We start from the raw sequence: 12,340 nt of genomic DNA, 5'->3' as shown, positions 1-12,340 counted from the left end.
TTGATAATTTGTCGTCGGCAGTGGCAGATGTGTATAGGGGACAGCGCCCGTAGCGGGCGCGCGGGGCCGCCCGCGGGGTGCGGTGGGCCGTGCGGCCGCCGGCCAGGCGGGCCCGGAGCGGGGCGAGCGTGTCGTTGCTCAGGTGCCCGGACCAGACGAGGTCCCACAGCACCGCGGTCAGCGCGGCGTCGTCCGTGGAGCCCACCGCGTCGGACAGCGCCCGGAAGAAGTACGCGCCGCCCCCGGCCAGGGCCTGGAGCACCGCGGTGTGGGCGTCGGTGAGCTCGAGGTCGCCCTCCGGCTCGGGCAGGGTCACCGGCGCGGCGTCGGCCAGGTGCAGGGAGACCCAGCCGTCGTCGCCCGGCAGGGCGCCGTGGCCGCGCCAGAGCACCTCCCCGGCCGCGGTGAGCTCGTCGAGCATCGCCGGGGTGTAGCGCTCGACGCGCACCGGCAGCACGAGGGCCTCCACGGCGCTGGCGGGGACCACCGCGCCGGCGAGCTGCTCGACCACGCGCAGCACCCCGTCGGCGCCGCGCAGGCGCGAGCCGACGCCCTGCCAGCTCGGGAGGAAGCGCGCGAGGTCGCGCGGCGGCACGGGCTCGACCTCCGCGCGCAGCGCGGCGAGCGAGCGCCGGCGCAGCAGCCGCAGCACCTCGGCGTCGCACCAGTCCAGGTGCGCGCCGGGGGCTCCCGCCTCGGCGCCGTCGAGGGCCGCGCGGGCCTCGGTCGGCAGGAGGTCGCCCGAGACGACCCGGCCGCTCGCGGCCAGGCGGCGCAGGGCGTCGGAGACCACGGCCACCCCGGTGCCCAGGCGGGCGGCCAGCGTCGCCGCCGTGAACGGCACGTGCGTGCGGGCCCACCGGGCCACGAGGTCGCCGACCGGGTCGGGGACGGGGGCGGTGAACGCCTCGGGCACGCCCACCGGCAGCGGGACGCCCAGGGCGTCGCGCAGCCGGCCGGCGTCCTCGACGGCGGCCCAGCGCTCCTGGCCGGCGATGCGGACGGCGATCACCCGGCGCGTCGCCTCCAGCTCGGTCAGCCACCCGGCGACCTCGTCCTCCTCGGCGCGCGAGCGCGCCGCGACCTCGGCCGTGGTCAGGGGGCCGAGCACCCGCAGCAGGTCGGCGACGTCCTCGGCGTCGCGGCAGCGCCGGCTCTCCGCCAGGCGCTGGAGCTCGGCCTGCGTGCGCTCGAGGGCCTCGACGTCGAGCAGGTCGGCCAGCGAGGCGCCGTCGCCGCGCCCGAGCAGCTCGGCCAGCAGCGTGGGGTCCAGCGACAGCGCGGCCGCGCGCTTCTCGGCCAGCGGGGTGTCGCCCTCGTAGAGGAACTGGGCGACGTAGCCGAAGAGCAGACCGCGGGCGAAGGGCGAGGGCTGCTCGGTCGTCACCTGCACCACGCGGACGGCCCCCGAGCGCAGCGAGCGCATGAGGTCGGCCAGGGCCGGGACGTCGAAGACGTCCTGCAGCACCTCGCGCACGGTCTCGAGCACGACCGGGAAGGAGGGGTAGCGGCTGGCGACCTCGAGCAGCTGGGCGGCGCGCTGACGCTGCTGCCACAGGGGCGTGCGGCGGTCGGGGCGGCGCCGGGGCAGCAGCAGCGAGCGGGCGGCGCACTCGCGGAAGCGGGAGGCGAACAGCGCAGAGCCGCCGAGCTCGGCGGTGACCAGGGCCTCGACGTCCTCGGGCTCGACGAGGAGCGCCTCGAGGACGTCGGGCGCCTCGCTGCGCCCGGCGCCGCCGTAGCCGCTCGCGCCGCTGCCGAGGGAGTCGCCGGCGTCGAGGTCGAAGCCCCCGAGGAGGTCGAGGTCGGGCAGGCGCAGCACGAGGCCGTCGTCGGCGGACATCGCCTGGACGTCGACGCCGAAGCGCTCGCGCAGGCGCGCCCCGACGGCGAGCGCCCAGGGCGCGTGCAGCTGGGCGCCGAAGGGGGAGTGGACGACCACGCGCCAGTCGCCGAGCTCGTCGCGGAACCGCTCGACGACGATGGTGCGGTCGTCGGGCAGGTGGCCGGTGGCCGCGGCCTGCTCGCGCAGGTAGGCGAGGAGGTTGTCGGAGGCCCAGGCGTCCAGGCCCGCCTCAGTGGCCCGGGCCCGGGCCGCCTCGTCGTCCAGGGCGCCGATCTCGCGGACGAAGGCCCCCACGGCACGGCCGAGCTCGGCCGGGCGGCCCAGGGCCTCCCCGTGCCAGAACGGCAGCTTGCCGGGCTGGCCGGGAGCGGGGGAGACGCGGACCTGGTCGGCGGTGATGTCCTCGATCCGCCAGGTGCTCGTGCCGAGGGTGAACACGTCGCCCACGCGGGACTCGTAGACCATCTCCTCGTCGAGCTCGCCGACGCGGCGGCCCGGTCCCTCGCCGGTGGCCAGGAACACCCCGTACAGGCCGCGGTCGGGGATGGTGCCGCCGCTGGTGACCGCCAGCCGCTGGGCGCCCGGCCGCCCGGACAGCACGCCGGTCACGCGGTCCCACACGATCCGCGGGCGCAGCTCGGCGAACTCCTCGCTGGGGTAGCGGCCCGAGAGCATGTCGAGCACCGCCTCGAGCACCCCGCGGGTGAGCCCCGAGAACGGTGCCGCTCGGCGCACGAGGCGCTCGAGGTCGTCGACGGTCCAGTCGTCGAGGGCGGTCATCGCCACGACCTGCTGGGCCAGCACGTCGAGCGGGGACGCCGGCACCCGCAGCGCCTCGATCGCCCCGGCGCGCATCCGCTCGGTGACCACCGCCGTCTGCACGAGGTCGCCGCGGAACTTGGGGAACACCACCCCGTGGCTCACGGCGCCCACCTGGTGCCCGGCGCGGCCCACGCGCTGCAGGCCGCTGGCCACGCTGGGCGGGGACTCGACCTGGATGACCAGGTCGACCGCCCCCATGTCGATGCCGAGCTCCAGGCTGGAGGTCGCGACCACCGCCGGCAGGCGGCCGGACTTCAGGTCGTCCTCGATGAGGGAGCGCTGCTCGCGGCTGACCGAGCCGTGGTGGGCGCGGGCCAGCACGGCGGGAGCGCCCTGGCTCTGCCCGGCCTGGGCCATCAGCTGCGCCGGCGGGCGGCTCGGCGGCCGCGGCGCAGCGGGCGCGCCCCCGGCGTCGTCGGCGCCCTCCTCCTCGACGGCGTGGCGCTCGACCCAGATCTCGTTCAGCCGGGTCGTCAGCCGCTCGGCCAGGCGCCGGGAGTTGGCGAAGACCAGCGTGGAGCGGTGCTCGGCGATGAGGTCGACCACGCGCTCCTCGACCGCGGGCCAGATGGACGTGCGCTGCTCGGCGCCTGCGGCCAGGCCGGTGAGGTCCTCCGTGCGCTGGCCCAGCTCGCCCATGTCGGGCACCGGGACGACGACCTCCAGCTCGACCACCTTGGTCGAGACCGGCTGGACGACGGTGACCGCGCGGCCGCCGTCCTCGCCGGGCGTGCGGGCGCCGCCGAGGAACCGGGCGACGTCCTCCACCGGGCGCACGGTCGCGGACAGCCCGATCCGCTGCGCCGGGCGCTCCAGCAGCGCGTCGAGCCGCTCGAGGGTCAGGGCCAGGTGCGCCCCGCGCTTGGTGCCCGCGACGGCGTGCACCTCGTCGAGGATCACCGTCTCGACCCCGGCCAGCACCTCGCGGGCCTTGGACGTCAGCAGCAGGAACAGCGACTCCGGCGTCGTGATGAGCACGTCGGGAGGGGTGCGGGTGAAGGCCCGGCGCTGGTCGGCCGGGGTGTCGCCCGAGCGCAGCGCGACCGCCACCTCCGGCTCGGGCAGGCCCAGGCGCACGGCGGCGTGGCGGATGCCCGTCAGCGGGGCGCGCAGGTTGCGCTCGACGTCGGTGGCCAGCGCCTTGAGCGGGGAGACGTAGACCACCCGGCAGCGGTGGGCCGGGTCGGCCGGAGGTGGGGCGGTGGCGATCCGGTCCAGCGCCCACAGGAACGCCGACAGCGTCTTGCCCGAGCCGGTCGGGGCGACCACCAGGGCGTGGTCACCGGCGCTGATCGCCCGCCACGCGCCGTCCTGGGCGGTGGTGGGCGCGGCGAACGCCCCGCGGAACCACTCCCGCGTGGGCGCGGAGAAGCGGGCCAGGACGTCGTCCGCACCCTGCTCGCCGCTCGCGGGCGGTGCCGCTCTCCTGGCCACCGGTGGATCGTCGCACCGCCCACCGACAGCGGCGCGGCAGCGGCTGCGTCCGGGTGACCGGGCCGGGCGCTCAGGCGGCGGGACCGGCCGCCCGAGCCTGCTGCACCGCGACCAGCGCGGCGCGCAGGTCGGCGATCCACTCGCCCTCGTGCTGGCCCACGAGCCGCACGCACCAGGCCAGGGCCTCGGAGCGCGACCGGGCGACCCCGGCCTCGACGAGGGTGTCGAGCACCTGCCGCTCGCCCTGCCGCAGCCGCGTCATCACCGGCACCGCGAGGCTGGTGAAGACCTGGCGGGTGTCGCCGCACGCGGCCCCCCGCGCGACCTTGCGCCCGCAGCGGTCCTCGACCTCGTCCTGGAACCACTCCGCCGGGATCCGACCGGTCAGCCAGCCCCTGATCTCGTCCATGCAGCGATCACACGCTCGCTCGACGACAGGGTCGAGAGCGCTGGCGGGCTGCGCCACCAGCGCTCGGGTCAGCGGACCTTCAGCGCGTAGAGGGTCAGGGTCGACGCGCCCGTGCCGCCGGCACTGATCGGCTCCTTGTTGTAGAGGCCCGCCTTGAAGTAGCAGCCCGACTTCGCGTTCGCGCTGGGGAACTTCGACGCCGTGAACGTGAACTGCGGCTTCGACGGGAGGCTGGTCCCCTTCGCCGCCCACACCTGGACCTTCTTGTCCTGCACGAGGATCCGCACGGTCGCCTTCTCCCCTGCCTTCAGCGCGAGGAGGTCCGGCTTCACCGACGGCCCGTTGATCCAGAGCTTGAGCTTCCCGGCGGCGGAGTCGTGGGAGACGTAGAGCGGAGGAGTGTTCGACCCGCCGTGGATCTGCGCGACGATGACCTCCTTGCGCACGCTCATGCCGCGGGCGTCCGCGGCGAAGGTCAGCTGGAGCTCGTGCGTCTTCCCGTCCGCGAAGCCCCACGACGCCTTCGAGGAGCCGTTCATCTCGCGCAGCTCGGCGCGAGTCGCACCGGACGCGGCTGACGTGGTCACGCCTCGGCCCGGCGCCCGGTAGGTGATCGACCTCCCGTCCGGCCCCAGTCTGAAGTTCTCGTCCTGGTAGCTCCGCAGCTGCGGCTGGTGGACGTCCAGCGGGCTGCCCGAGCGGGCCGGGTCGCCCGTCGGCAGGGTCAGGTACCAGCGGGAGAGGTCGATCACGTCACCGGGCGCCTTCGGCGCGGCGCTCGCCGGCGCCGAGACGGCGAGCGCGAGGACGAGCGCGAGGACGAGCGCGAGGAGGAGCGCGAGGACGCCGGTGGTGGTGCGGCGGAGGGTGCTCACGACAGCCCCGCCTCCAGTCGAGGGGCTCGGCGCGCCGGTGAGACTCTCCCTCTTCAGGTCGTCCAGCGTCATGGTGATCTCTGCGTCCCTCACGTCGGCTGCTCCACCTTCGTCGTGCCGTCGGCCTGGCCGGACCTGTGCGCCCCGTGGGCTGACCAGCGGCCGCAGGAGCTCAGCGAGTGCTGGCTCGTGCACGGCGCTCAGCCGGGCGAACGTCTCGTCCAGGAACGCTAGCCAGCGCGCGTCGCTGCGGAGGAGGAACGCGAAAAGCCGCCGGAGGAACCCTGCCGTCGCCGCCGGGCCCTCCGCTCTCCGTCGCGCGAACGGGTGAGCGCGGCTCCACCGGCTCCGCTGCCGTCCCGATCACCCGGGGGTGGAGACCGGCAGCGGCAGGGCCGCGCGAGGCGCGCCCAGCCTCGGCCGGCGGGTCGCGGCGGTCCTGCGCGCGCGCCTGAGCGAGACGGTGATCGCCTCTCCGCAGGTCGTGGCGGTCACCGCGGGCTCCATCTACACCACCGCGGGAGGGGTCGTCGCGCTCACGCCGCTGTTCCCCCGGGCGCCGCAGGTGCAGGTCCTCGCGCTGGAGGTGCTCGCCGCGGCCGCCCTGGTCACAGGCCTGGCCATCCTGCGCTGGGGGCGCCACCTGCCGCCCTGGTCGGCGCACGCCCTGGTGCTCCTCGGCTGCGTGGCCATCAGCACGGGCGTGTGGTGGTCGGGGGCCACGCCCACGGGGGTGGCGCTCAACAGCTTCTACATCTTCGTGGCGCTGGACTGCGGCCTGTTCTTCACGCGCCGCGCCGGCTGGGCCCACATGGGCGTCGCCGTCACCGCGTGCGTGGGCGTCATGGCGCTGCAGTCGACGGCGGCGATCGGGGCGGCGGTGATCACGAGCGTCACCGCGGTGGTCGTGGCCTGCGGCACGACGTGGCTCGTGCAGCAGGCCGCCTCGGCCGACGTGGACCCGCTGACCGGTCTGGCGAACCGCCGCCGCCTGGACGCCGACCTCGCGGCGGCCGGCGAGCGCGCCGACCGCAGCGGCTCGCCGCTCAGCGTCGCCCTGCTCGACCTCGACCGCTTCAAGGCCGTCAACGACGCGCTGGGCCACGCCGCGGGCGACCAGCTCCTGGTCTCCGTCGCCAGGGCGTGGACGCCCCTGCTCGACGCCGGCCAGCTGCTCGCCCGCCAGGGCGGCGACGAGTTCGTCGTCGTCATGCCGGGGCTGGAGCTGCCCGAGGCGGTCGCGCTGGTCGAGCGGCTGCGCGCGGCGGTGCCCGAGGGGCGCACCTGCTCGGCCGGGGTGGCGCGCCACCACGAGGGCGAGGGCGTGAGCGCGCTGCTCCGCCGCGCGGACGCCGCGCTGTACCGGGTCAAGCGGAACGGGCGCGACGGCGTGGCCGGCGCCGAGCCGCTCGACGCCGGGGACGCGGACTCGGGCCCGGCGGCCCCGGCGGACGCTCAGGCGAACGCGAACAGCGGCGGCAGCACGAGGACCACGGCGGCCGCCCACACCCCGTAGGCCGGCAGGTAGGTCGTCTGCCACCGCTCCAGGCGGGAGAACGGGGCCCGGCCGCGCAGGAAGCGGGCCGACAGCACTGCGGCCCGCGCCAGGTTGACCAGGAGCAGCAGGTTCAGGCCCAGGGCGGCGACCCGGTTCGGCGTCCACCCCAGGTCGCCGACGCGGGCCACCATCGCCACGAGCACCACGGCGTCGAGCACCAGGGCGCTGGCGATGGCCACGAGCTGGAGCCGGTCGAGCACCCCCGCCGGCCGGGACGCCTCGCGCGCGGAGGTGCTGTAGAGCACCAGCCCGAGGACGACCACGAGCAGGAGGTCGAACACGCCGAGCACCACGCGGTCGAACTCGCCGGTGAACCCCGACACCGCGTACGTGGCGGCGCAGCCGGCCAGCACCACCGCGAAGAGCGGGGTGAAGACCGCGGTCAGCACCGGCGCCATGTTCTCGATGACGTCCTGCTTGGCCTCGACCAGCCAGGCGGCCACGAGCACCGCGCCGGCGGCGCCGGAGGGCAGCACCCACTGGAACAGGGGCTCGACGAGGCCGGGGCTCACCGGGTCCAGGACCAGCGCGGTCAGCCCCAGCAGCACGCCGCCGCCGAGGGCGAGCAGCACGTAGTAGATCGCCCACTCGCCGGTGAAGCGGACGACGTCCATGCGCCGCTCGTGCGAGCGCCAGGTGCCGCCCATGGAGGCGTGGGCGACGACGAACCACAGCGCCACGGGCAGGTAGAGGGCGGCGAGCAGCTCCGTGGACGACTCCCGCGCCCACGGGTAGGCGTTGACCGCTGCGGCGGCGACGGCGAGCGCGAGCGCCAGGAGCAGGACCTGGCGGCGGGCGAGCGCGCGCCGCAGGGCGAACCAGGCGGCGAGGAGGGGCAGCACGAGCAGGCCCGCGTTGCGCAGGTAGAAGAACGCCGCCTCGTCGTCCGAGGCGGGGTCGAGCCCGAACAGGCGGGGGACGTGGACGGCGACCGCGGCCAGCACCGCGAGCACCAGGGCGCTCGCGAGGCCGCTCGGGCGGCGCTCGGGCTCGGCGTCCGGGGGCAGGACGAGCTGCTTCCACAGCCTGCCGCTGTGCTCGCGGGCGAACTCGCGGGAGAGGTCGTCCACGGCGCCCATCCGCTTGACGGCCACGAGGAACGCCTCGTCGTCGTCGAGCCCGGCTCCGCCCAGGGCGTCGATCTGCTCCCGCAGGTGGGCCTCGAGCTCGTCGACGTCGGGGCGCGCGACGCCGCCCGCGCGGCCGACGTAGGAGCGCCACTCGGTGATCTGCGGCTCCAGCGCGGCCATCACGCCGTCCCGAGCGAGGGCTGGGCGGCGGGCTGCAGCGGGAGCCGCCGCCAGACGCCGGTCAGGGCCGAGGTCACGGTGGCCCACTGCCGGCGCTGGTCCGCGAGCGCGGCGCGGCCCGCGTCGGTGATCGCGTAGTACCGGCGGCGCCGGCCCTCGGGCGGCACGCGCCAGGCGGTCGTCACCCACTCCAGCCGCTCGAGGCGGTGCAGCAGCGGGTAGAGCATCCCGTCGCTCCACTCCAGCTCCCCGCCGGAGAGCTCCTTGACCCGCCTGGACAGCGCGTACCCGTAGCTCTCGCCCTCGGCGAGGATGGCGAGCACGAGCGGCGTGGCCGACGCCGCCACCAGGTCCTTGTCGATGCGCACGGGGCCTCCACGGCAGGGGGACGACTCCCACACCTCACACCTCTATGCATCGCGGTGCAAGGACCGCCACGCGGACGGACCAGCGCGAGCGGGCGCAGGGCTGCGCGCGGGCGGTCAGGGCGCCGGGATGAGGCCCCGCGACATCGCCACGGTCACCGCCGCGGTGCGGTCGTCGACGCCGAGCTTGGCGAAGACCCGCAGCAGGTGGGACTTCACCGTCGCCTCGCCGATGAACAGCGCCGCGGCGATCGCCGGGTTCGACAGGCCCCGCCCGACGAGCTCGAGCACCTGCGCCTCGCGGGCGGTCAGCCGCTCCGGCGCGGGCTCGCGCAGCCGCCCGAGCAGCCGCGCGGCGACCGGGGGCGCCAGCACGGTCTCCCCGCGCGCGGCCCGGCGCACGGCGTCGGCCAGCACCGCGCGCGGGGCGTCCTTGAGCAGGTAGCCGCTGGCCCCGGCCTCCACCGCGCGCAGGATGTCGTGGTCGGTGTCGTAGGTGGTCAGCACCACGACGGCGACCCCGGGGTGCGCCGCGCGCACCCGCGCGGTCGCCTCGACGCCGTCCGTGCCGGGCATCCGCAGGTCCATGAGCACGACGTCGGGGGAGTGCTCGGCCACGGCCGCCACCACGCCCTCGCCGCCGTCCACCTCGGCGACGACGTGCAGGTCGGGCTCGGCCGAGAGCAGCGCGACGATGCCGGCGCGCACGACGGGGTGGTCGTCGACGACGACCAGGCGGACGCCGCTCACGGCGCGCTCCCGGCGGGCGGGGCCTCGGCGGGCGGCCGGGCGGCAGCAAGCGGGAGGCTGACGCGCAGGAGCGTGCCGCCACCGGGGGCGTCGGTGCGCACCAGGGCGCCGCCCGCCTGCTCCACCCGCGCGGCCATCGCAGCCAGGCCGTAGCCGTGCCCCGCGCGCGGCCCGGAGGCCCGGGCGGCGGGCGCGCCGCAGCCGTCGTCGGCGACCTCGAGCGCCACGTGCGACCCCTCCCGGGCCAGCGCCACCGAGGCAGCGCCCGCGCGGGCGTGCTGGCGCACGTTGCTCAGGCCCTCCTGCGCCGCGCGCAGCAGCACGACCTCGGCCTCGGGGGCCAGGTCGGGCAGGGAGGGGTCCACGCTCAGGTGCGCGGGGACGCCGGTCTCGTGGGTGAAGCGCTGCACGAGGCGCCCCAGCGCGCCGCCGAGCCGGTCGTCGCCCAGCGACGGCGGTGCCAGGGCCGCGACGATCGCGCGCGCCTCGGCGAGGTTCTCCCGCGCGGTGTCCTCCATCAGGTGCAGGCGCTCGCGGGCCAGGGCCGGGTCGGCGTCCAGGGCGGCGTCGGCGGCCTGCGCGAGGGCGACGATGCTCGTGAAGCCCTGCGCCAGGGTGTCGTGGATCTCCCCGGCCATGCGCTCGCGCTCGGCCAGCACCCCGCGGGCCCGCTCGGCCGCCGCCAGCTCCTCGCGGGTGCTGGTCAGCTGGGCCAGCAGGGCGGCGCGGCCCTCGCTCTCGCGGGTCATCCCGGTGACCCACAGGCCGAGCGCGACGGCCACGGAGGACTGCACGAAGCCGGTGAGCAGGGCGTCGCCGAGGGCGTCCCCGCCCCAGCCGCGGTGGGCGGCGTCGCCCAGCGCGAGCCCCAGCGGCACCACCACGACGACCGCCACCGCGGTGCGCCGCCGCGCCATGGCCCACACCTGGGGGAACAGGACGAAGAGCAGGGGAGCGGTCAGGCCCGTCCCGACGCCGGCCTGCACGACCAGCAGGCCGGCCAGCACCCCCGCGGCGTACAGGGCCGGGCGCAGGTCCTCCTCCGGGCCCGGCGCCAGCAGGCGCACCCCCAGGACGGCGTAGAGGACGGCGAGCGCCGCGAGGGCGACCAGGGCGGCCAGCGCGCCGGTGCGTCCCGACCCGCGGTCGGGGTCCAGGACGACCCCGACCGCGGTCAGGGCCACCAGGACGTACCAGGTGACGTGCCAGCCGCGCTGGGAGCGCTGCCAGAAGTCCGGGGCCGGCGCGACCACCGCGGCGGCCGTGCTCACCGGTCGCCCCGGCGGCGCCAGCGGAACGTCGTGCGGCACAGCACCAGGCCGATGGCGGTCCACGCGAGCAGGACCACCGCGGTCGTCCCCAGCTGCCAGCTCCCGCCCACCTCGGCGGCGGCCAGGGAGTCGGGCAGCAGTGCGGCGCGGAAGCCCTGCGCCAGCCACTTCAGCGGGAAGACCGCCGCGACGTCCTGCATCCAGCCGGGCAGCTCGCTGTAGACGAAGAAGACGCCGGAGATGAACTGGAGCACCAGCACCACCGGGGCGACCACGGCCGAGGCGGACCTTCCCGACGACGGCACGCTGGAGTAGGCGATGCCCAGCAGCGTGCCCGCGGCGGCCCCGAGCACCGCCACCCAGGCGAGGGTCCACCAGTGCCCGGCGGTCGCCGGCAGGGGGACGTCGAAGGCCAGGCGGGCCGCCGCCAGCAGCACCGCGAGCTGGGCGACGCCGGTCACGACGACGAGCCCGACCTTGCCCAGGAAGTAGGCCGCGCGCGGCATGGGCGTGCCCTCCAGCCGCTTGAGCGTGCCGTCGTCGCGCTCGACCGCGATGGAGATCGCCAGCGACTGGAAGCTGACGAGGAGGATCCCGGAGGCGGCCATCCCCGCCGTGAAGTACTGGGTGAAGGAGATGCCGGGGGCGATCTCGTCGCCGAAGACCGACCCGAAGATGAACAGGAAGATCACCGGGAAGGCCAGGTTGAAGATCACGGCGTCGCGCTGGCGCAGCGTCGAGCGCAGCTCCATCCGCGTCCGCGCGAGGCTGGCGGAGAGCACGCTGGGCAGCCGGCCGACGGCGTCCGGGCCGGACGCCGGGGCGCGCGAGGAGGTGGGCGCGGTGCTCGCGGGGGTCGTCGACGACGTGGTCATGAGTCCTCCAGCAGGCGCAGGTAGGTGTCCTCGAGGGTGGGGCGGGCGACGACGAGGCCGGGCACCTCGCCGCCGGCACCGACGCCGAGCCGGGCGGCCAGCTGCGCCACGAGCGCGGTGGGCGTCGCGGTGAGCTCCTCGCGGACGCCGCCCGGCGCCTGCGGGTCGTGCCAGCGCACCACGGCCGGGGCGCTGCCGCGGCCGGCGAGGTCGGCCGGCGTGCCGGTGGCGACGATCCGGCCGCGGGAGATCACGGCCAGGGCGTCGGCGAGCACCTCGACCTCGTCGAGGTAGTGCGTGGTGAGGAGGATCGTCGTGCCGCCCGCGGCCAGGCGCTGGATCAGGCCCCAGAACTCGCGCCGGGCCTCCGGGTCGAAGCCGGTCGTCGGCTCGTCGAGGAAGAGCAGCTCCGGGTCGCCGACGACGCCGAGGGCGACGTCGAGGCGCCGCCGCCGCCCCCCGGACAGGTCGCGGGCCCGGGTGCGGGTGTCGTCGGCCAGGCCGACCTCCTCGATCACCTCCTCGGGCCGCCGCGGCGAGGGGTAGAAGCCCGCGAAGTGGCGCACGACCTCGCCCACGGTCAGCTCGGAGAGGTCCTGGGTGGTCTGGGCCACGATGCCGAGGCGTGCCCGCCACTGCCGGGAGGGGGACGCCGGGTCGTGGCCGAGCACCTCCACGTCGCCGGCGGTGCGGGCGCGGTAGCCCTCGAGGACCTCCACGGTCGTGGACTTGCCGGCGCCGTTGGGGCCGAGCAGGGCGAAGACCTGCCCGCGCGGCACGGTGAGGTCGATGCCGTCGACGGCACGGCGCTCGCCGTAGTGCTTGTGCAGGCCGCGGACGCGGACCGCGGTGTCGCTCTCGCTGCTCATGGCACGACTGTGGCCC

Annotated in this window: 10 protein-coding genes; 1 reads left to right on the top strand and 9 read right to left on the bottom strand. The window is 76.4% G+C overall.

Annotation, left to right across the window (positions count from 1 at the left end; all coding sequences use genetic code 11):
- From AC5FZL_RS11235 to AC5FZL_RS11225, 3 genes are all read right to left on the bottom strand, one after another.
- On the bottom strand, positions 1-4,102 hold a 4,102-nt coding region (locus AC5FZL_RS11235), incomplete at its 3' end, for an Lhr family ATP-dependent helicase (protein WP_493618674.1).
- A gap of 70 nt (positions 4,103-4,172) precedes the next feature.
- Positions 4,173-4,511: an Rv1265 family protein gene (locus AC5FZL_RS11230; RefSeq protein ID WP_493618673.1), complete on the bottom strand. Its 339-nt coding sequence runs from the start codon at positions 4,509-4,511 to the stop codon at positions 4,173-4,175.
- Between the two features lie 68 nt (positions 4,512-4,579).
- Positions 4,580-5,386, bottom strand: coding sequence for a polysaccharide lyase family 7 protein (locus tag AC5FZL_RS11225; protein ID WP_493618672.1), 807 nt, complete (start codon positions 5,384-5,386; stop codon positions 4,580-4,582).
- Positions 5,387-5,759: 373 nt separating this feature from the next.
- Here AC5FZL_RS11225 and AC5FZL_RS11220 point away from each other — a divergent pair, with 373 nt between their 5' ends.
- Positions 5,760-6,902 carry a GGDEF domain-containing protein gene (locus AC5FZL_RS11220; protein WP_493618671.1) on the top strand — a complete coding sequence of 381 codons (1,143 nt, stop codon included), beginning with the start codon at positions 5,760-5,762 and terminating at the stop codon, positions 6,900-6,902.
- On the opposite strand, the gene AC5FZL_RS11215 is transcribed toward AC5FZL_RS11220, so the two are convergent.
- The 6 genes from AC5FZL_RS11215 to AC5FZL_RS11190 form a co-directional block, all read right to left on the bottom strand.
- Positions 6,842-8,194 (bottom strand): permease prefix domain 1-containing protein, encoded by a 1,353-nt coding sequence (locus AC5FZL_RS11215; RefSeq protein WP_493618670.1) that lies wholly within the window; start codon positions 8,192-8,194, stop codon positions 6,842-6,844. The genes AC5FZL_RS11220 and AC5FZL_RS11215 overlap by 61 nt on opposite strands.
- The gene (locus AC5FZL_RS11210) at positions 8,194-8,562 is read right to left on the bottom strand and encodes a PadR family transcriptional regulator (RefSeq protein WP_493618669.1); all 369 of its coding nucleotides are present in this window, start codon (positions 8,560-8,562) and stop codon (positions 8,194-8,196) included. Before AC5FZL_RS11210 ends, AC5FZL_RS11215 begins: the two co-directional genes overlap by 1 nt.
- Positions 8,563-8,676: 114 nt before the next feature.
- Positions 8,677-9,309, bottom strand: coding sequence for a response regulator (locus AC5FZL_RS11205; protein ID WP_493618668.1), 633 nt, complete (start codon positions 9,307-9,309; stop codon positions 8,677-8,679).
- Entirely contained in the window at positions 9,306-10,580 is a 1,275-nt protein-coding gene (locus AC5FZL_RS11200; RefSeq protein ID WP_493618667.1) for a sensor histidine kinase, read from the bottom strand. Before AC5FZL_RS11200 ends, AC5FZL_RS11205 begins: the two co-directional genes overlap by 4 nt.
- On the bottom strand, positions 10,577-11,455 hold the full coding sequence (locus tag AC5FZL_RS11195; RefSeq protein WP_493618666.1) for an ABC transporter permease: 879 nt from the start codon (positions 11,453-11,455) through the stop codon (positions 10,577-10,579). Before AC5FZL_RS11195 ends, AC5FZL_RS11200 begins: the two co-directional genes overlap by 4 nt.
- Positions 11,452-12,324, bottom strand: coding sequence for an ABC transporter ATP-binding protein (locus AC5FZL_RS11190; RefSeq protein WP_493618665.1), 873 nt, complete (start codon positions 12,322-12,324; stop codon positions 11,452-11,454). The genes AC5FZL_RS11195 and AC5FZL_RS11190 overlap by 4 nt, the downstream gene beginning before the upstream one ends.
- Positions 12,325-12,340: the final 16 nt, after the last annotated feature.

It is taken from the genome of Quadrisphaera sp. DVD1 (assembly GCF_058932755.1).
This window is presented reverse-complemented; position numbering and strand designations above follow the sequence as displayed.

What these genes read in the sequence shown, in the direction of transcription:
- AC5FZL_RS11230 (WP_493618673.1), bottom strand. Translation starts at nt 4,511, where the DNA reads ATGGACGAGATCAGGGGCTGGCTGACCGGTCGGATCCCGGCGGAGTGG.
- AC5FZL_RS11215 (WP_493618670.1), bottom strand. Translation starts at nt 8,194, where the DNA reads ATGGCCGCGCTGGAGCCGCAGATCACCGAGTGGCGCTCCTACGTCGGC.
- AC5FZL_RS11190 (WP_493618665.1), bottom strand. Translation starts at nt 12,324, where the DNA reads ATGAGCAGCGAGAGCGACACCGCGGTCCGCGTCCGCGGCCTGCACAAG.
- AC5FZL_RS11195 (WP_493618666.1), bottom strand. Translation starts at nt 11,455, where the DNA reads ATGACCACGTCGTCGACGACCCCCGCGAGCACCGCGCCCACCTCCTCG.